The sequence below is a fragment of the Micromonospora solifontis genome, assembly GCF_003725545.1.
Taxonomy (GTDB): Bacteria; Actinomycetota; Actinomycetes; order Mycobacteriales; family Micromonosporaceae; genus Micromonospora; species Micromonospora solifontis.
In genome coordinates this window covers 81873-99725 of record NZ_RJLN01000011.1, presented here as the reverse complement: position 1 = coordinate 99725, position 17853 = coordinate 81873, and the positions used below count along the sequence as shown (strand labels likewise).

21 protein-coding genes and 2 pseudogenes are annotated in these 17853 nt (G+C 75.0%); 8 read left to right on the top strand and 15 right to left on the bottom strand.

The window, feature by feature from the left end:
• Together EFE23_RS06270 and EFE23_RS06265 are read right to left on the bottom strand one after the other, a co-directional pair.
• The coding region (locus EFE23_RS06270) for a sensor histidine kinase (RefSeq protein WP_123239930.1) at positions 1–839 on the bottom strand (839 nt) is incomplete at its 3' end.
• Positions 832–1527, bottom strand: a complete 696-nt coding sequence (locus tag EFE23_RS06265; RefSeq protein ID WP_123239929.1) for a response regulator transcription factor — start codon at positions 1525–1527, stop codon at positions 832–834. The genes EFE23_RS06265 and EFE23_RS06270, both read right to left, overlap by 8 nt.
• Before the next feature lie 159 nt (positions 1528–1686).
• Between EFE23_RS06265 and EFE23_RS06260 the strand changes: the two genes are divergently transcribed.
• A complete protein-coding gene (locus EFE23_RS06260; protein ID WP_123239939.1) occupies positions 1687–2352 on the top strand; it encodes a GNAT family N-acetyltransferase in 666 nt (221 codons plus the stop codon).
• A 181-nt stretch (positions 2353–2533) separates the two neighbouring features.
• On the opposite strand, the gene EFE23_RS06255 is transcribed toward EFE23_RS06260, so the two are convergent.
• Genes EFE23_RS06255 through EFE23_RS06245 form a run of 3 tightly spaced genes read right to left on the bottom strand, consistent with a single transcriptional unit; the run spans position 2534 to position 4201 of the window.
• Positions 2534–3241, bottom strand: a complete 708-nt coding sequence (locus EFE23_RS06255) for a TetR family transcriptional regulator (RefSeq protein WP_123239928.1) — start codon at positions 3239–3241, stop codon at positions 2534–2536.
• Complete coding sequence (locus tag EFE23_RS06250) at positions 3174–3674, bottom strand: thiol-disulfide oxidoreductase DCC family protein (protein WP_123239927.1); 501 nt, start codon at positions 3672–3674, stop codon at positions 3174–3176. The genes EFE23_RS06255 and EFE23_RS06250 overlap by 68 nt, the downstream gene beginning before the upstream one ends.
• On the bottom strand, positions 3671–4201 hold the full coding sequence (locus EFE23_RS06245; protein WP_123239926.1) for a hypothetical protein: 531 nt from the start codon (positions 4199–4201) through the stop codon (positions 3671–3673). The genes EFE23_RS06250 and EFE23_RS06245 overlap by 4 nt, the downstream gene beginning before the upstream one ends.
• Positions 4202–4280: 79 nt before the next feature.
• Here EFE23_RS06245 and EFE23_RS06240 point away from each other — a divergent pair, with 79 nt between their 5' ends.
• Positions 4281–4568: an STAS domain-containing protein gene (locus EFE23_RS06240; RefSeq protein WP_158675838.1), complete on the top strand. Its 288-nt coding sequence runs from the start codon at positions 4281–4283 to the stop codon at positions 4566–4568.
• 29 nt (positions 4569–4597) lie between these two features.
• Here EFE23_RS06240 and EFE23_RS06235 read toward each other — a convergent pair.
• The 3 genes and pseudogenes from EFE23_RS06235 to EFE23_RS06225 all read right to left on the bottom strand — a co-directional run.
• Positions 4598–5020: pseudogene (locus tag EFE23_RS06235) on the bottom strand (PP2C family protein-serine/threonine phosphatase); the annotation flags it as partial.
• A gap of 25 nt (positions 5021–5045) precedes the next feature.
• A pseudogene (locus EFE23_RS29520) lies at positions 5046–5177 on the bottom strand (SpoIIE family protein phosphatase); the annotation flags it as partial.
• 21 nt (positions 5178–5198) lie between these two features.
• Positions 5199–6653: a glycoside hydrolase family 3 protein gene (locus EFE23_RS06225; protein WP_123239922.1), complete on the bottom strand. Its 1455-nt coding sequence runs from the start codon at positions 6651–6653 to the stop codon at positions 5199–5201.
• Between the two features lie 123 nt (positions 6654–6776).
• On the opposite strand from EFE23_RS06225, the gene EFE23_RS06220 reads away from it, so the two are divergent.
• A complete protein-coding gene (locus EFE23_RS06220; RefSeq protein ID WP_123239921.1) occupies positions 6777–7952 on the top strand; it encodes an ROK family transcriptional regulator in 1176 nt (391 codons plus the stop codon).
• 108 nt (positions 7953–8060) lie between these two features.
• Here the strand turns inward: EFE23_RS06220 and EFE23_RS06215 are convergent, their stop codons facing one another.
• Together EFE23_RS06215 and EFE23_RS06210 are read right to left on the bottom strand one after the other, a co-directional pair.
• A complete protein-coding gene (locus EFE23_RS06215) occupies positions 8061–9071 on the bottom strand; it encodes an ABC transporter permease subunit (RefSeq protein ID WP_123239920.1) in 1011 nt (336 codons plus the stop codon).
• Positions 9068–10072: an ATP-binding cassette domain-containing protein gene (locus EFE23_RS06210; RefSeq protein ID WP_123239919.1), complete on the bottom strand. Its 1005-nt coding sequence runs from the start codon at positions 10070–10072 to the stop codon at positions 9068–9070. The genes EFE23_RS06215 and EFE23_RS06210 overlap by 4 nt, the downstream gene beginning before the upstream one ends.
• Before the next feature lie 27 nt (positions 10073–10099).
• Between EFE23_RS06210 and EFE23_RS06205 the strand changes: the two genes are divergently transcribed.
• Positions 10100–10999 (top strand): ABC transporter ATP-binding protein, encoded by a 900-nt coding sequence (locus EFE23_RS06205; RefSeq protein ID WP_199736945.1) that lies wholly within the window; start codon positions 10100–10102, stop codon positions 10997–10999.
• Between the two features lie 17 nt (positions 11000–11016).
• Entirely contained in the window at positions 11017–11913 is an 897-nt protein-coding gene (locus EFE23_RS06200; protein ID WP_123239917.1) for a ribokinase, read from the top strand.
• Between the two features lie 4 nt (positions 11914–11917).
• Here the strand turns inward: EFE23_RS06200 and ftrA are convergent, their stop codons facing one another.
• The gene (ftrA, locus tag EFE23_RS06195) at positions 11918–12886 is read right to left on the bottom strand and encodes a transcriptional regulator FtrA (protein ID WP_123239916.1); all 969 of its coding nucleotides are present in this window, start codon (positions 12884–12886) and stop codon (positions 11918–11920) included.
• 70 nt (positions 12887–12956) lie between these two features.
• On the opposite strand from ftrA, the gene EFE23_RS06190 reads away from it, so the two are divergent.
• The gene (locus EFE23_RS06190) at positions 12957–13409 is read left to right on the top strand and encodes a rhodanese-like domain-containing protein (protein WP_123239915.1); all 453 of its coding nucleotides are present in this window, start codon (positions 12957–12959) and stop codon (positions 13407–13409) included.
• A 50-nt stretch (positions 13410–13459) separates the two neighbouring features.
• Here EFE23_RS06190 and EFE23_RS06185 read toward each other — a convergent pair whose 3' ends face one another.
• The 3 genes from EFE23_RS06185 to EFE23_RS06175 form a co-directional block, all read right to left on the bottom strand.
• Positions 13460–14248: a hypothetical protein gene (locus EFE23_RS06185; protein ID WP_123239914.1), complete on the bottom strand. Its 789-nt coding sequence runs from the start codon at positions 14246–14248 to the stop codon at positions 13460–13462.
• 38 nt (positions 14249–14286) lie between these two features.
• Positions 14287–15201 carry an alpha/beta hydrolase family protein gene (locus tag EFE23_RS06180; protein ID WP_199736944.1) on the bottom strand — a complete coding sequence of 305 codons (915 nt, stop codon included), beginning with the start codon at positions 15199–15201 and terminating at the stop codon, positions 14287–14289.
• A gap of 91 nt (positions 15202–15292) precedes the next feature.
• Positions 15293–15778 carry a DUF6232 family protein gene (locus EFE23_RS06175; RefSeq protein WP_123239913.1) on the bottom strand — a complete coding sequence of 162 codons (486 nt, stop codon included), beginning with the start codon at positions 15776–15778 and terminating at the stop codon, positions 15293–15295.
• Between the two features lie 214 nt (positions 15779–15992).
• Between EFE23_RS06175 and EFE23_RS06170 the strand changes: the two genes are divergently transcribed.
• Positions 15993–16427, top strand: a complete 435-nt coding sequence (locus EFE23_RS06170) for a nuclear transport factor 2 family protein (RefSeq protein WP_123239912.1) — start codon at positions 15993–15995, stop codon at positions 16425–16427.
• Here EFE23_RS06170 and EFE23_RS06165 read toward each other — a convergent pair.
• Entirely contained in the window at positions 16370–16879 is a 510-nt protein-coding gene (locus EFE23_RS06165) for a DUF6232 family protein (RefSeq protein WP_123239911.1), read from the bottom strand. The two genes, EFE23_RS06170 and EFE23_RS06165, sit on opposite strands and share 58 nt — an antisense overlap.
• A gap of 98 nt (positions 16880–16977) precedes the next feature.
• Between EFE23_RS06165 and EFE23_RS06160 the strand changes: the two genes are divergently transcribed.
• On the top strand, positions 16978–17751 hold the full coding sequence (locus tag EFE23_RS06160; RefSeq protein WP_123239910.1) for an enoyl-CoA hydratase-related protein: 774 nt from the start codon (positions 16978–16980) through the stop codon (positions 17749–17751).
• Positions 17752–17853 lie beyond the last annotated feature (102 nt).

Here is a 17853-nt window from a genome sequence, read left to right as displayed (position 1 = left end):
AGCCGGGGCAGGTCCGACTCGGGAATGCCGCCGCAGGTGTCCGCCACGGCCAGCCAGGCGGTGTCCGACTCCCGGCCGGCCTCGACCCGTACCGTGCCGTCCTCCGGGGTGTAGCGGATCGCATTGAGCAGCAGGTTGCCCACCACCCGCGCCAGCTCCGGCTCGCTCCCGGTCACCGTGGGCCAGCCCGACTCGGCGGCGACCAGCCGGATCCGGCGCGCGGCGGCCAGCGGCGCGGTACCGGCGAGGGCGTCCGAGACCACGTCGCCGAGCGGCACCGCGGACAGCGACAGCCGCAGCGCCCCCGCGTTGATCCGGGACAGCTCGAACAGGTCGTCGACCAGCCGGGTCATCCGGTCGGTCTCCACCCGGATCCGGCGGTGGTACTCCGCCACCGTCTCCGGGTCGCGGACCACCCCGTCCTCCAGCGCCTCGGCCATCGCGCGCAGCCCGGCCAGCGGGGTGCGCAGGTCGTGCGAGACCCAGGCGACCAGGTCCCGACGGCCCTTCTCGATCCGGCGCTCCCGCTCCCGCGCCTGGCCGGCCCAGACCGCCGCGGCGGCCAGCCGGCGCCCGAACAGCCACCCCACGGCCAGGCTCACCACCGCGGCCGCCGACACCGTGATCAGCACGACCTCCAGGTCGTGCGGGGAGAGGAACATCGCCTCGGCGATCACCGCCACCCCGGCCACCACCGCGCCGACGGTCATGGCCAGCAGCACGAAGATGTGCACGGTGATCGACCGGCCGCGCAGCAGCCGCAGGGCGACCGCGCCGGCCAGCCCGACGCCGAGCGCGGCGAGCAGCGCCGCCCCGAAGATCAGTGCCAGGTCACGCATCGGCGGGCTCGTAGCGGTAGCCGACGCCCCACACGGTGACGATCCGCCGGGGATTCGCCGGGTCGGCCTCGATCTTCTCCCGGAGCCGGCGCACGTGCACGGTCACCGTGGACTGGTCGCCGAAGCTCCACCCCCAGACCCGGTCCAGCAGCTCGGCCCGGCGGAACGCCCGGGCCGGGTGGCGCATCAGGTGCGCCAGCAGGTCGAATTCCCGCAGCGTCAGGGTCAACTCCCGGCCGTGCAGCCGGGCCACCCGGGGGCCGGTCTCCACCTCCAGGCCGTCGTCGGTCAGCACCTGCGCGGGTACGCCGGCCGGCTCGCCGCCGGACCGGCGCAGCACCGACCGGACCCGCAGCACCAGTTCCCGTGGGGAGAACGGCTTGCCGAGGTAGTCGTCGGCGCCCAGTTGCAGGCCGAGGATCCGGTCGGCCTCGTCGCCGCGCGCGGTCAGCATGACGATGGGTACGCCGTCCGGCCGTTCCCGCAGCCGCCGGCAGACCTCCAGCCCGTCCAGCACCGGCAGCATCAGGTCCAGCACCACCAGGTGCGGTGGGCGCCGGGCCACCGCCGCCAGCGCGGCGGCTCCGTCCCCGACGTGCTCCACCTCGTAGCCGGCGTGTTCCAGGTAGCGGCACACCACGTCGGCCACCGTCCGGTCGTCGTCGACCACCAGCACCCGTTGCGCCACCGCGTACCTCCCCGCCGTGCGGCACAGCGTATCCACGCCGGGGGCGGCGCAGGTGTTGCGAGGTTCTTACGGACGTAACCGGCGGGCCGGCCGGCGCGGGCACGCGTACCGTGATCACGGCGAGACGCGACGGACCCGGCGGGTGAGGAGGTGGCGCCGGTGCTCGACCGCCGGTTGTTCCTGCATCTGGTGACCTGGCTGGGGCAGTGGCCGGCCGGCCCGGGGCTGCACGTGGTCCGCTCGCACCGGCGTGCCCGGCCGGCGTGGGACGGCCGGCTGCGGCCGGCTCGGGCCGTCGGCGCGCCCGGGTGCACCGTCCTGTCCGTGCCGCCCGACCGGGTCGACCGGGTCCGGGCCCTCGTCCGGGACCGGACGGTCGAAGGGTTGCTGCCGAGCCTGCCGAAGGCGGTCGGGGCGCCGGACTTCACCGCCCACACCGGTCGCTTCCGGTGGAGCACCGCCCCGGCGCCGCTGCCCGACGTCGGCGACTGGATCCCGTCGACCAGCCCCGGGCTGCCGCCCTGGCTTCGCCTGTTCGACTGCGAGGTGCTGGTGGTTCGCGACGCGGACGGGCGGTACCTGGCCGGCGTGGGCGTCAAGCGGCACGACGCCCACGGGCACGAGATCGCGGTCGGCACGGTGCCGGCCGCCCGGGGGCGTGGGCTGGCCCGGCGGCTCGTCGCCCAGGCGGCCCGGCGGGTGCTCGACGAGGGGGCCGTGCCCACCTACCTGCACAACTTCCACAACCACGCCTCGGCCCGGGTGGCCGAGGCGGCCGGTTTCCCCGACCGTGGCTGGACCACGTTCGGCGTCGTCCCGCGCTGACCACAGCACGGGCGCGGACCGTGGATCCCGGGCCGGATCCACGGTCCGCAGCCTCTCCTCCCAGGTCCCGTTATTGGTAACGCTAAGTGTTCAAAAGTGGCCGAGCAAGAGATCGCCGCCGGAATGCCGCTGTCCGGTAATGGACTTGACCTGCGACGCGGCGCCGCAGCGCCGGAACGCCTCAGTGACGCAGCGTGTGGATAAGGGTGAGCACCTGGCGGGTGACCGGCCGCAGCACGCGCAGTCGGGACAGCCCCACCAGCCGGTCGATCAGCGGCACCGCCCCGTCGATCAGCTGCCGGGTCCGCACCTGTTCCGGCGAGCGGTCGTGCACCCAGTAGAGCACCACTCCCATGTACGCCAGCCAGAGCAGCTCCGGCAGCGCCGGGCGCAGCTCCGGGTCCACCCGGGCGGTGGAGCCCGCCAACACCTCCCGGAAGAGCGCGATCGACGCCTCCCGGGCCTCCGACGACTCGGTGGAGAACGGGCTGAGCGGGGACGTCGGCTCCGCCGCCGTCTTGAAGAAGCTCGCCGCGAAGGAGTGGTACGGCGTCAGCACGTCCACCCCCGCGTGCAGCACCCCGGCCAGCCGCCCGGCGAAGTCCCGCTCCCGGTCGAGCACCGGTGCCGCGGCCGCCCGGTGCTCCTGCTGGGTGCCCGCGTAGAACTCCTGGATCAGGTGTTCCTTGGAGCCGAAGTAGTAATAGGCGTTGCCGACCGCCACGCCCGCCTCCTGGGCGATGGCGCGCATGGTGGTCCGCGCGTACCCCCGCTCGCGGAACAGCCGCATCGCGGTGTCCAGGATCAGCTGGCGGGTCTGCTCACCCCGGGGAGTCGCCCCGGTGCTCGGGCCACCCGCAGCGGTCGTCGGCGCAGTCTGTTCGGTCATCGTCGTCACCGTATCCCGCGTCCGGCGAGGGTTCCCGGACCAGTTCGCGAACCGAGGAGGCGGTGGCCACCAGGCGTCGGGCCAGCGGCAGCAGGTGCGGCCGGGCCAGGCGTTCGGCGGTCGAGCGGTGCTCGGCCAGCGCCCACAGGCAGGCGAACCAGGCGCCGTCGCCGGCGTACACCGCGCCGGTGTCGGCGACCACGGTCAGGTCCCGCAGCGTCGCGTCGTGGTCGAGGCCCGGGAAGCGCCGCCGGGCCTGCGCCGAGCCGGCCGGCACGAACTCCAGGGGTACGAGTTGGGGCCGCGACGCGAGCCACCGCCGGGCCGCCCGGCACAGCGGGCAGTGCGCGTCGAAGAGGACGGTGAACCCACGGATCCCACCGGCCCCGTGCCCGGTGGGATCCGCCGGGTGCCCGCCCGGGGCGACCGTCATCGCGGCGGAACCGGTGGCGTCGGGAACGGCGCCGCCGGCCCAGGTGCCCCGGTGGGCGCGGCCGGTCCTGCGGCTGGCGGATGGCCGGGCGCCGGTCCTGCGGGGGCCGGGCCGGCCGGGCGGGCGCCGGGCTGGGCCGGCAGGTGACCGACCGGGGCGAGCGGCGGGTGGCCGACGGCCTGCTGGCGGAGCCGGCCGCGCCGGTACCGGCCGAGCGCGAACACGTTGAAGAAGTGCAGCGCGCCCAGGACCAGCAGCACCCAGCCGACCTTCATGGAGAGTTGCTCCAGGGCCTGGCTGGTGGTCCGCACCGGGGCGGCCTCCTTCATGGCGACCGTCACGTAGCCGAGGTTGAGCAGGTAGAAGCCGACCACCAGCAGGCTGTTGACCGCGTCGGCCAGCCGCTTGTCGGCGAAGACGTCCTCCAGGAACACCAACCCGTTCCGGGCCAGCGCCCGGGCCACCCAGACGGTCAGACCGATGCTGACCGCCAGGTAGGTCAGGTACATCCAGACCTTCACGTCCATCTCGTCGCCCCTCTTGAACGCGTTCAAATTGTGGTCGCGCCGAGCGTACGACAACTTTTGAACGCGTTCAATACCGGGGGTGGCGCGGTCCGACCGGGCGCTGGACGCGGTCCTCGACCGGCCCGGCCTGGTGGAGATCGTGGTCGACCTCGCCGCGGTCGGGTTCCTCGACTCGACCGGGGTGGCCACCCTGCTCCGGGGCGCGGCCGAGGCGGTCGGCCGCGGCGCCACGCTGCGGGTGACCGACCCGCAGCCGATCGTGGCGCGGGTGCTCCGGATCACCTCCGTCGACTGCCTGCTGGGCCTGACCGCCGGTCCCGGCGGCGACGGCTCCGCGACCGGAAGCGGCTGGCGCCGGCTGCGCTAGCCGGACCGCCCGGACCGGTCAGCGGCGCTTCAGGGCTCCACCCGCGCGGCGGCGTCGCCGGACCACTCCATCAGCACGATCGTGGCGTCGTCCCGGGACGCCGCCCCGCGGTGCTCGACCACCGCCCGGCTCAACCGGCGCAGCGTCTCCGGGCCGGGCAGGCCCGAGCCGATGTGCCGCTCGGCGAGATCCGCCAGCCGGGACAGCCCGAACATCTCCCCGGCGGCGTCGCGGGCCTCGGTGACCCCATCGGTGTGCAGCAGCAGCCGGTCACCCGGTTCGAGGCGGACCTCGTCGATCCCGTCGCCGGGCAGGTTGAGGCCCAGCGGTGGTCGGCGGCCGCCGGTGAGCGCGTGGACGGCCCGGCCCCGGCGCAGGACCACCGGAGCCGGATGGCCGGCGTTGACGTACCGGAGCCGGCCGCTGCGGACGTCGAAGTCGAGCAGCACCGCGGTGACACCGGCCGTCCGTCCACTGGCTGCGCAGCGCCGCGTCCATCGCCGCCGCGAGGGCGGGGATCTCGGCGCCGGACCGGCGGGCCGCCCGCAGCGCGGCGAGCGCCACCGAGGTGAGCAACGTCGCCGGCAGCCCGTGCCCGACGCCGTCCAGGATCGCCGGGCCGGTCAGACCTCAGCCGGTCAGGCCGAGCACCTGCGCCGCCGCGCGGCCGTTCGCGTGGCTGGCGCCGTACGTGGTGACGAAGGCCCGGGCACCGGCCGGACGCCAGTCGCTCGGCCAGCCCATCTCCACCACCGTCACCGGATGCATGGCGGCCAGCCCCTCGACCAGTTCCCGGGCCCCGGGCAGCCGGTGCAGGTGGCGGCCGACCAGCACGATCGGCCGGTCGCCGGCGCGCCGGTGCAACTCCTCCGGTGCGGTCTCCCCGGCCACCGCGCGGACCTCCTCGGCCCCGGGCGACAGGTGCGGTCCCAGCCCCCACGGCACCCGCCCCTCGGCGATGGTGGAGGTGGCGTGCACCTGCACCACCAGCGGCGTGGCCAGGCCGATGACGTCGCCCTCGACGCGGACCGCGCGCAGCGCGGCGGCGTAACCCAGGCCGTCCGGCACCGGTTTCGCACCACCGCCGGCGCCCCGCCAGGTGGCCAGCTCGGCGGCCCGGCCGGCGGCCTCCTCGACCCGGGCCCGGTCCAGCCGGCCGTCCTCGATCGCCGCGACGATCTCCTCGGCCACCCGCTCCACCAGTCCGGCGTCGACCTTCGAGCCGATGCAGAGCAGGTCCGCCCCCGCGGCGAGGGCGCGGACCGCGGCCGGACCCACCCCGCCGGCGGCCAGCGCCGCCCCCTTCATCTCCAGCGCGTCGGTGATCACCGTGCCGGTGAAGCCGTACTCCGTGCGCAGCAGGTCGACCAGGACCGCGCGGCTGAACGTGGCCGGGCCGTCTCCGGTCAGCGCCGGCACCCGGATGTGCGCGGTCATGATCGCGCGTACCCCGGCGTCGACCACCGCGGCGAAGGGCGGCAGGTCCCGCTCCCGCAGCACCGCCGGGGGCACGTCGACCGTGGGCAGCTCGTGGTGGGAGTCGGCGATCGTGGCGCCGTGGCCGGGGAAGTGCTTGGCGCAGGCGGCCACCCCGGCGGACTGGAGGCCGGCGACCGCGGCGGCCGAGTGGGTGGCCACCCGGGCCGGGTCCGCGCCGAACGAGCGGGTGCCGATCACCGGGTTCTCGGCTGCGGTGTTCACGTCGACCGTCGGCGCCAGGTCGACGGTGATGCCGAGGGCGGCCAGCTCCGCGCCGATCGCGGCGTACACCTGCCGGGTCAGGGTCGGGTCGTCGACCGCGCCGAGGGCGGCGTTGCCCGGGTACGGGCTGCCGGTCGCGTGGGCCAGCCGGGTGACGTCGCCGCCCTCCTCGTCGATCGCCACGATCACGTCCGGGCGGCCGGCGCGCAGCCCGGCGGTCGTCGCGGCGACCTGGGCCGGGTCGTGGATGTTGGTGCCGAACAGGGTGTGCCCGGCGAGTCCCTCGGTGAGCAGGTCGACCGCCCAGTCGGGCGGGACCGGCCCCGGGTACGCGGCCAGCAGCGTGCCCAGCGCGAGCCGCCGGAGTCCTGGATCCAACCCCACGAGTATCCCCTTTCCCTGCCGGGTCGTCCGACGACTCCGGATCGGGGTGGCCGATACGCTAACGGACACCCCTCTGCAGGCGTTTTGTGGTTAGCAAACTTTACTGAAAATAGAGGACCTGGCATGAGTACGACCCGGCTGCCCGGCACCCCCCGCCTGTTACGGGCGCTGAACGACCGCGCGGCGCTGGAGCTGCTCCTCGAGCGTGGGCCGCTCACCCGGGCCCGGCTGGGCGAGCTGACCGGGCTCTCCAAGGTGACCGCCTCCCAGTTGGTGGAGCGGCTGGAGGAGCGCGGCCTGGTCACCCGGGTCGGCGAGCAGGCCGGCGGGCGGGGCCCGAACGCCCAGCTCTACGCGGTGCGCCCGGGCAGCGCGTACGTGGTCGGGGTGGACGTCGACGCGGAGCGGGTGGTGGCGGCCTGCGCGGACATCACCGGCGCGGTCGTCGGCCGGGTCGCCCAGTCCACCCGGGACACCGACGACCCGGTGGGCGTGGTGCACAACGCCGTGGTCCAGGCGGCGAGCAGCGCCGGGGCGGAGCTGTCCAGCGTGCGGCGGGTGGTGCTGGGCACCCCCGGCCTGGTGGACCCCGGCAGCGGGGACATCACCTTCGCGTTCAACCTGCCGCGCTGGCACAGCGGCCTGCTCGCCGCGCTCCGTGACGACCTGCACATCCCGGTGGTCTTCGAGAACGACGTCAACCTGGCCGCCGTCGCCGAGGCCCAGTCCGGCGCGGCCCAGGGCATGTCGGACTTCGTGCTGGTCTGGGTCGGCGCCGGGGTCGGCCTGGCCATCGTGCTCGGTGGCCGGCTGCACCACGGCAGCAGCGGCGCGGCCGGCGAGATCGGCTACCTGCCGGTGCCCGGCGTGCCCATCCCGCGGGACGTCTCGAAGCGGGCCAAGCCGGCGTTCCAGCAGCTCGCGGGCGCCGACGCGGTCCGTGCGGTGGCCGCCGAGCACAACTTCGCCGCCGCCGACGCGGCCGAGGCGGTACGCGCCGCGATCGCCGCCGGCACGGCCGGTGGCCCGATGCTGGACGAGCTGGCCCGCCGGCTCGCCCTCGGCGTGGCGAGCACCTGTGTGGTGCTCGACCCGCCGCTGGTGGTGCTCGCCGGCGAGGTGGGCCAGGCGGGCGGGGCGCCGCTGGCTGAACGGGTGCAGCACGAGGTCGCCGCGATCACCCTGGTCCGGCCGCGGGTGGTCACCACCGGGGTCACCGAGGAGCCGATCCTGCGCGGCGCGCTGCGCACCGCGCTGGACGCCGTCCGCGACGAGGTGTTCGGCTCGACGGTGGGTTGATCCAGCCGTCGTCCCCGCCACCATGTGAAGGAATTCTTCACTAGGTGTCGGATCTCTGCAAGGAGTTGCCGGTGCGGGACCCGCTGCCGGGGCCCGCACCGGGCCGCCTCAGATCAGGTCCCGCCGGCGGAACGTGGTGAACGCGGCCGCGACCAGCACCGCGGCGAGCGTGAGCAGCACCGCCAGCCCGGCGCCCCAGCCGATCGCGTAGCTGCCGTCGCAGAAGCCCGCGCTCTCGCCGTCGCAGGCGAACCGGTCCCAGAAGTGGACCTCGCCGCTGAGCCAGGCGGCCAGGTAGCTGGAGAGCATCCAGCGCTCCGGCCGGACGGCCTCGACGATGTCCAGCACCAGCCGCGCGCCCAGCTCCCACACCACCAGGTACGCGGCGACCGTGCCCAGCGCCGCCGCGGTGTGCCGGCCCAGGGTGGCGATGGCGAAGCCGAGCGCCGCGGCCAGCAGCACCAGCCCCAGCCCCCGGCCGTAGGTGGCGCCCAGCGACCCCCAGAACTCGGCGTTCGTGCCGCCGGTCAGCCCGGCGGTCTGACCGATCAGCCAGAACACCCCCAGGTACGCCGCCGACGCCACCGCCGAGAGCGCCAGCAGCGTGCCGAGCAGCGTGCCGAGCTTGGCCCCCAGCACCGCCGTGCGGCGGGGCCGCCACAGCAGCAGGTTGACCACCCCGCCAGAGTTCAGGTCGGCGCCGATGTAGGAGGCGCCGACCAGGAACCCGAAGAGCATCAGGAACGCGACCAGGAAGTAGAGCAGCGGCTCCGCCTTCTGGGCGAAGACGAAGACCCCGGACAGGTAGTTCGCCGCGGTGATCGGCTCCGACCGCAGCGCCGGGTCCAGCTCCGCGCAGTTCCGCGGCAGGTAGTCGTTCTCATCCGGGATGACCTCGCCCGCCTTGATCCGGAGGCAGCGGGTGTGCGTCGCCTCCATCTGGGCCACATCCTCGGCCGCCTGCGCCCGGGCCCGGCTCAGCTCACCCGGGCTGGGCCGGTGCGAGCCGGCCAGCGTGGTCGCCACGGTCACCGCGAAGGCGATCAGCAGCAGCACCACCATCAGCTGCACGAACCGGCGGCCGGCCAGCCGCTCCACCTCGGCACGGACCAGGTTCACGCGCCCACCTCCCGGCTCTCGCGCACATCCAGATCGATCACCATGTCATCCGGCGCCGTGCCGTCCACCTGGCGGGGCAGCGCCGGGTGCGGGGCGTCGCCGGTCAGCTCCAGGAAGACGCTCTCCAGGTCCGGCCGGAGCGGGACCAGCTCGCGGACCCAGAGGCCCTGCTCGCCCAGCGTGCGGCTGATCACCTCGGCGTCGTCCACCCCGGCGACCAGCAGGTGGTCGGGGTGGACGGTGACGGACACGCCAGCCCGGGCCAGCAGCTCCGCCGCCCGCTCCGGCTCGGCCACCCCGACCCGCCACTCGTGCTGGTCGAACCCGGCCAGCACCTCGTCCACCCGGCCGTGCGCCACCCGCCGGCCCCGGCTGATGATCGTCACGTGGTCGCAGATGAGCTGGATCTCGGCCAGGATGTGACTGGAGAGCAGCACGGTCACCCCGGCCGCGGCGAGGGACCGCATCAGATCCCGCATCTCCCGGATGCCGGCCGGGTCCAGGCCGTTCGCCGGCTCGTCGAGGATCAGCAGCTCCGGGTTCTTCAGCAGCGCCGACGCCACGGCCAGCCGCTGCTTCATGCCCAGCGAGTAGCCCCGGACCCGCTCGTCGCCCCGGTCCCGCAGGCCGACCTGCTCCAGCACCGCGTCCACCCGCGTGGTCGGCACGCCGCCGGCCAGCGCCAGCAGCCGCAGCGTCCGGCGGGCGGTGAAGTTCGCGAAGAACTGCGGGCTCTCCACGATCGCGCCGACCCGGCCCGCCACCTCCGGCAGGCGCCCGGGCGACTCGGCCCCGAGCACGCTCATCCGGCCGCCGTCGGCGCGGACCAGCCCGAGCAGGGCGCGCAGCGTGGTGGTCTTGCCCGAGCCGTTCGGCCCGAGGAAGCCGTGCACCTGCCCGGACTCGACCAGCAGGTCGAAGCCGTCGACGGCGGTCCGCCGCCCCTGACGCAGGGTGTGGAACGTCTTGTGGAGACCGGCGATCTCGATGACGGCGCTCATCCGCACGGCTCCTCGGGACGGTGGGGCATGCGGGGTCCTCCCGGTGTGGTGACCAATGACACGGCGCCCCACCCTAAGGTGGCGGCGCCGCCCGTGGGGGGCAGCGCGCGGGCTGCGTGGTTGGATGGACCGGTGACTGGGGACCTGGATCTGGTGATCAGCCTCGACGGGGTGACGGTCAAGCGCTCCGGCACGGCGCTGGTGCACGACGTCGACTGGCAGGTCGAGCTGGACGAACGCTGGGTGGTGCTCGGCCCGAACGGCGCCGGCAAGACCACCCTGCTCAACCTGGCCGCCGGCCGGCTGCACCCGACCACCGGCACCGCGCACGTCCTCGGCGAGCGGATCGGCCGCACGGACGTCAACGAGCTGCGAACGCGGATCGGCCTGTCCACCGCGACCCTCGCCGAGCGGATCCCCGCCGACGAGCGGGTGACCGACGTGGTGGTCACCGCCGCCTGGTCGGTGGTCGGCCGGTGGCGGGAGAGCTACGACCGCACCGACGAGGCCCGCGCCCACGCGCTGCTCGGCCAGCTCGGCATCGGCCACCTCGCCGAGCGGGCGTACGGCACGCTGTCCGAGGGCGAGCGCAAGCGGGTGCAGATCGCCCGGGCCCTGATGACCGACCCGGAGCTGCTCCTGCTCGACGAGCCCGCCGCCGGGCTCGACCTCGGCGGGCGCGAGGACCTGGTCGCCCGGCTCGCCGAGCTGGCGTACGACCCCGACGCCCCCGCCCTGGTGCTGGTCACCCACCACGTCGAGGAGATCCCGCCCGGCTTCACCCACGCGCTGCTGCTGCGCGAGGGCGGCGTGGTCGCGCAGGGACTGCTCGCCGACACACTCACCGCCGACAACCTGTCGAAGACCTTCGGCCTGCCCCTGGTCGTCGAGCGGTCCGGCGACCGCTGGACCGCCCGGGCCGCCTGACCGGCAGGAGGACCGCCGTGCAGCAGACCCGGGTCGCCGTGGTGGGCAGCGCCAACATGGACCTGGTCGGCACGGCCGCCGTGCTGCCCCGCCCCGGAGAGACCGTGCTCGGCAGCGACTTCGTCATGCTGCCCGGCGGCAAGGGCGCCAATCAGGCCATCGCCGCCGTCCGCGCCGGCGCGTCCTGCGTCTTCCTCGGCGCGATCGGTTCGGACGCCTTCGGGGTCACCCTCAAGGCCCGGATCACCGCGGCCGGCGTGGACGCCGGCCAGCTCCGGGTGGTGTACGGCGCCTCCGGCGTCGCCCTGGTCATGGTCGGTGCGGCGGGGGAGAACGCCATCCTGGTCACCCCCGGCGCCAACGGCGCGTTCACCGGCCTCACCGAGGGCGAGCTGCACGCCGTACGCGAGGCGGACGTGCTGGTCGCGCAGCTGGAGGTGCCCGTCGAGACGGTGACCGAGGCGGCGGTGGCGGCCCGGGCGGCCGGCACCCGGGTGGTGCTCAACGCGGCGCCGGCCCGACCGGTGCCGGCGGAGCTGCTCGCCGCGGTGGAGCTGCTGGTGGTCAACGAGACCGAGGCGCAGGCGCTGACCGGGCGGGGCCGGGACGAGCCGGCCGCGCTGCTGGCGCTGGTGCCCCGGGCGGTGCTCACGCTCGGCGGCGACGGCGCCTGGTACGTCGACCGGGACGGGACCGAGGTGCACGTCCCGGCGGTGAAGGTGGACGTGGTGGACTCCACCGCCGCCGGGGACGCGTTCACCGCCGCCCTCGCGGTGGCCTGGGGCGAGGGGCGGGAGCTGGTCGACGCGGTGCGCTGGGCGGCGGCGGCCGGGGCCGCCTGCGTACGCCGGCTCGGCGCCTCGGTGGCGCTGCCCCGCCGGGCCGAGATCGACGAGCTGTACACCCCGGCCTGACGGCTCAGGCCGCCCCGGCCCGGAACGCCCGCCGGTACGCCGACGGGGAGGTCCGCATCGCCCGGCCGAAATGGTGCCGGTAGGTGACCGGGCTGTCGAAGCCGACCGCCGTGGCGATCTCCGCGACCGGGGCGTCGGTCGTCTCCAGCAGGGCCAGGCTGGCCCGCACGCGCTGGTCGATCAGCCAGCGGATCGGGCTGGTGCCGGTGGCCCGGGCGAAGTGCCGCAGGTAGCTGCGGGTCGACAGGTGCGCCTGCCGGGCCAGTGCCGCCACGGTCAGCGGTTCGGCCAGGTGCCGCACCGCCCACGCCATGCTGGCGGCGATCCGGTCGTCGTCCGGGTCGACGCTCACCGGCGCCTCGATGAACTGGGCCTGCCCGCCGTCCCGGTGCGGCGGGATCACCAGCCGGCGGGCGACCGCGTTGGCCACCGCCGCGCCGAAGTCGCGGCGCACCACGTGCACGCAGAGGTCCAGCCCGGCGGCGCTGCCGGCGCTGGTCAGGATGTCGCCGTCGTCGAGGTAGAGCACGTCCGGGTCGACGGTGACCGCCGGGTGCCGCCGGGCCAGCAGGTCCGCGTACCGCCAGTGGGTGGTGGCCCGGCGGCCGTCGAGCAGCCCCGCGCCGGCCAGGGCGAACGCGCCGGAACAGATCGACATCAGCCGGGCGCCCCGGTGGTGCGCCCGGCGCAGCGCGGCCACCAGTGCCGGCGACGGGTCGGCGGTCACGTCGGGCACCCCGGGCAGGATCACCGTGCCGGCCCCGGCCAGGACCTCCAGCCCGTACGGGGTGTGCAGGGCGGCGCCGCCGACCACCGGCACCGGCCCGGGCCGCTCCGCGCAGACGGTGAGCCGGTACCAGTCGACGCCCAGCTCCGGCCGGGGCAGCCCGAACACCTCGGTGACGATGCCGGTCTCGAACACCGACATCCCCGGGTACGCGAGCACCGCCACGGTCCGCTCGACGGAAGTCATGGCGGGATGTTAGCGAAGGTCGGCGATCACGCCACTGTCCCGTCCGGCGGCCGGGCCGCAGGATCGGGGCATGACGTTCTCCGTACCGCCGGCCGACCCGGCGACCGCCGCCGCCCACTTCCGTGCCCGGCTCAGCTTCGAGACCGACGTCAGCGACGTGCACGCCGCCCTGGAGGCGGGCACGCCCGGGCTGGTCGTGGTCGACTCGCGGGGCGACGCGGCCTGGCGGCAGGGCCACCTGCCGGGCGCCGTGCACCTGCCCACCGCCGAGATCCCCGCCCGGGCCGCCGAGCTGCTGCCGGCCGGGTCCACCGTCGTCACGTACTGCTGGGGGCCGGGCTGCAACGGGGCGACCCGGGCGGCGCTGGAGTTCGCCCGGCTCGGCTGGCGGGTGAAGGAGATGATCGGCGGCTTCGAGTACTGGGCCCGGCAGGGGTTGCCGGTGGTCACCCCGACGGGCACGGCCCGCCGCCCGGTGGACGAGCTGACCGCACCCCGCTTGGCGGTGGCCTGCGACTGCTGAACACACCGGCCGGCGGCCCGGCACGGGGGCGGGCCGCCGGCCGGCGGCGCTCAGTCGACCGGAACGTCCCGCTCGGCCGGCTCGTCGGTGAGCCGTTCGCCACGGCGGCGCAGCATGCCGAGGCCGGGAATGCCCGCGACGGCGAGCTTGAGGTCGCGGGTGACCGCGAGCAGGTCGTGCACGTCCGGGCCGACCCGGTCCAGGGTGGCCAGAATCGGCAGCACGTCCGACGTCAGGTGCTCCTTGAGCTTCGGCAGCTCGTCGACCAGCCGGATCGCCGCGGTCACCTCCTCCGGGCTGAGCTGCTCGATGAAGCGGGCGGCCATCGGGGCGGCCCGGCGCAGCGCCGGCTCGTACGCCGCCAGCAGCTCCGCCGCCGTGCCGGCCGCCCGCTCTGCCGCGACCACGGTGCCGGCGGCCCGTCCGGCCACCGCGTCGACCTCGGCGACCACCGTGCCCGCCGTCCGGGCGACCCGGTCGGCCTCGCCGACCACCACCCCGGCGGCCGCCGAGACCCGCTCGGCCTCCCCGACGACCACGGCGGCGGCGGTCGCGACCTCGGTCGCCGTCTCGATCGCCCCGGTCGCCGCCGCGCTGATCACCGCGACCTCCCGGACCGCGACCTCCGCGTCGGTGAGCACCCGGTCGGTGCGGTCGAGGGTGCCCTCGATCCGGTCGACCACCCCGTTGATCCGGCGCAGCAGCGTCTCCACCTCGTCGAGCACCGCGAAGGCGCGGGCCGGCACGGCGGCGAGCGCGGCGGCCGAGCCGAGGGCCTGGTCGAGGGCGGAGCGGGTGAGTCCGACGACGGCGCCGGGCCGGGGGAGGGGAATCGCCATGCCTCCCAGTGTGCGTCGGCCCGGCCAGCTCCGCCGGGTCAGCGCTCGCCCTCGAAGGTGACCTGCGGGTCGTTCCGCGCCGACGTGCCCCAGACCGCGTCGTCGTACGAGGTGTCCCCGGCCAGGTGACGCAGGAACCACTCGGTGAGCAGCCGCCGGGCGAGCTGGAGCTGGGTGGTGCGGCTGATTGTGCCGCTGTCGCAGAACAGCGAGCCGCTGTCCATGAAGCCGCAGTGCGAGCCGCCCTTGATGGTCCGCAGCTGCTTGGCGGGCGGCTTCGCCAGGTAGATCGGCCGCTGGTGGTCGGCGACCGGCGCGATGCCGTCCCGCTCCCCGGCGATCAGCTGGACCGGCACGGTCACCGTGGCGGCGGCCGCCTTGGCGGACGGGTTGGTCTCCGCGGCGGCCAGGTTCGCCACCGTGACGACCTTCGGGTTCCGGGCCGCCGCGAGGATGCTGGCGCCACCGCCCATCGAATGCCCGGACAGCCCCAGCCGGTCGACGCTGACGTGCCCGGCGAACCGGGCGCCGGCCGTGGTGTCCTGGGTGACCGCCCAGGTCAGGGCCGCGTTCAGGTCGTCGGCGAAGGCGCTGTGGTCGGGCGCGAAGCCGCCCTGCGAGGTCGGGGCGATGACGATGAAGCCCCAGGTCGACAGGTGGGAGAGCGTCGAGGCGTACTTCGACACGCCCTGGAGGAAGCCGTGGCCGAAGGCGATCGCCGGGAACCGGCCGGCCGCCACCGGTTGGCCGTTGCCGGCGGCGGTGGCGGGATAGGTGATCCGCGCCGAGAAGGAGCGGCCCGCCGCGCTGACGGTGGTGTCGACGTATCCGGCGGCGTACGGGCCGGGGGCGGACGGATCGGCGACCGACGCGGCGGCGGCCGGGCCGGCGGCGGGCACCGGCAGCACCAGGGTGAGCGCCGCCGCGACCGCGACGGCCAGTTTCCTCAACATGACACCCTCCCCAGGATGGACGTGACTGTCCATTCAGGAGAGCAGGGCGCGGTCGTCCTGCCCACACTCCGGTTCGTCCATAGCGGGGGCGTTATGGCCGGCGCTCGCCGTCCTGCTCGACGGCCCGTTGCACGGCCCGGTAGATCTGCCCGAACCGCAGCGCGTCGGGCGTGCGCAGCAGCATCACCTCTCGTCCCCGGTGCTGCACCCACAGCTCGTGCACCCGGCTGCCCCGCTCGTAGGAACGGTCCAGCCAGCCGAGCGGCAGCTCCAGGAACGGGGTCAGCGCCAACCCGACCACCACGAAGGCGTCGAGGATGAGCAGGGCCAGCTTCCAGTTGCCCCGGTCCTGCGCGGCCCAGGCCAGCGAGAGGACGCAGACCAGGGCGACCAGCGGCGGCAGCGAGAGGAGCAGGACCAGCACGCCCCGGCCGAGCACCCGGCCCCGGACGGCCAGGGTGGTCGCGCCGCGCGCGTGCCAGACGTACGCGATGTCGGCGAGCCTGACGACCTGCCCGCCGGCGTGGATGGCCTCGGAGGTGACCTGTACCGCGTCGTCCCGGTAATAGAGGACCATCACTCAGCCTAACCATCCGCGCTCAACCTCGACCGGCTTCGACGGCCGGCTCTGGGGGTGCGTTTGTTGTCGCCCCGACGACAACAAACGCACCCGAACCCGGTGCGGCTGTCCGATGCAGGAACAACAGGGCCGGCCCGACCGTCGCGACCGCGTTTTCGGTGGCGGGGGCGGGGGACTGCGGGTAGCAGGCTGCCCCGGTAGCGTCGCGGGTATGGCGGGGCGGAGCGGGGCCGGGACGGTCAGGACCGAGCAGGAGCGCAACGTCGAGGTGGTCCGGCGCTACCTGCGGACCTTCGTCACCAAGGACCTGGCCGAGCTGGCCGCGGTGGTCGCCGAGGACGTGGAGATCTACGGCAGCGGCACGGCGGTGCGCGGCCGTCGCTACCCGGAGGCGGCCGTCTCCTCGCCCGGGCTCACCGTGCTCGACCAGGAGATCCTGGAGATCTTCGCGGCCGAGGACCGGGTGGTGGTCTCGATGGCGCAGACCTACCGGCGGGACGCCACGGGTGCCACGACGGTGCAGAGCGCCTGCAAGATGTACCGGCTGGCCGGCGGGAAGATCGTTCAGTTCTGGGGCGAGCAGGACACCTACGGCCTGCTTCGCGGCCTGGGGCTGCTGCCCGACGAGCCGATCACCTTCGGCTGAGGCGCCTGCTCCATCGCCCGCTGCACGGCCCGGTAGATCTGGCCGAAGCGCAGCGCGTCGCCGGTGCGCAGCAGCCGCACCGGCTGGCCCCGCCAGCGCGCCCACATCTCCAGCTCCCGGCTGCCCCGGGCGTACGACCGGTCCAGGTGTTCGAAGAGCAGGTCGGCGAGCGGCCCGACGCCGAGGCCGACCAGCACGGACGCCCCGGCGATGGCGATCGTGACCACCAGGGAGCGGTGCAGCCAGACCGCCAGCGCGACGCCGAGCACGGCGGCCACGATCGGGCCGGCCAGGGCCGCTCCGATCGCCCCCCGGCCGGCGAGCACCCGCCAGGATCGGCTGCCCCGGCGGTGCCAGACCGTGCCCAGTTCGGCGAGCGGGTAGCTGCGCCCGTCCACGCGCAGGGCGTTGGAGGTGACCTGCACCGACTGGTCGTCGTAGTACGTGATCATGGCCTCACTCCGGGTGCCGGGGTCGACACCACACTGTCTACCCCAACGAGCCGGGCCGTAAGGTTGGCACGCGACTTCGACGAGGAAGTGAGGGCAGCGTGGGCGAGTTCGTCAGGCTCGAAGTGAAGGACGGCATCGGCACCATCCGGCTGGAGCGGCCGCCGATGAACGCGCTCAACACCCAGGTGCAGGAGGAGTTGCGCGCCGCCGCGGCCGCCGCCACCGCCGACCCCGAGGTCCGCGCGGTCATCGTGTACGGCGGGGAGAAGGTCTTCGCGGCCGGCGCGGACATCAAGGAGATGGCCGACATGTCCTACGTGGACATGGCGGAGCGGGCCGCCGACCTGTCCAGCGCGCTCGGCGCCATCGCCCGGATCCCGAAGCCGGTGGTCGCCGCGATCACCGGGTACGCCCTGGGTGGCGGCTGCGAGCTGGCCCTGGCCTGCGACTGGCGGATCGTGGCGGAGGACGCCAAGCTCGGCCAGCCGGAGATCAAGCTCGGCATCATCCCGGGCGCCGGCGGCACCCAGCGGCTGGCCCGCCTGGTCGGCCCGGCCCGGGCCAAGGACCTGATCATGACCGGTCGCATGATCGACGCGGCGGAGGCGCTGCGGATCGGCCTGGCCGACCGGGTGGTCCCCGCCGCCGAGGTCTACGACGCCGCGGTCGCGTACGTGAAGCCGTTCCTGACCGGCCCGGTGCAGGCCCTGCGGGCGGCCAAGGCGGCCGTCGACGCCGGCCTGGACATGGACCTCAACTCCGGCCTGGCCTGGGAGAGCCAGCTCTTCGCGGCGCTGTTCGCCACCGACGACCGGCGCGAGGGCATGGCCGCGTTCGTCGAGAAGCGCAAGCCGGACTTCACCGGCCGCTGACCCGGCTCTCGGGTCGGCGGTCCACCCCGCCGCCGACCCGAGAGCGGTTCACATCTCGCCTACCGGCCAGTAGCGTGTGACTCCGGTCGGGCAACGAAGGGG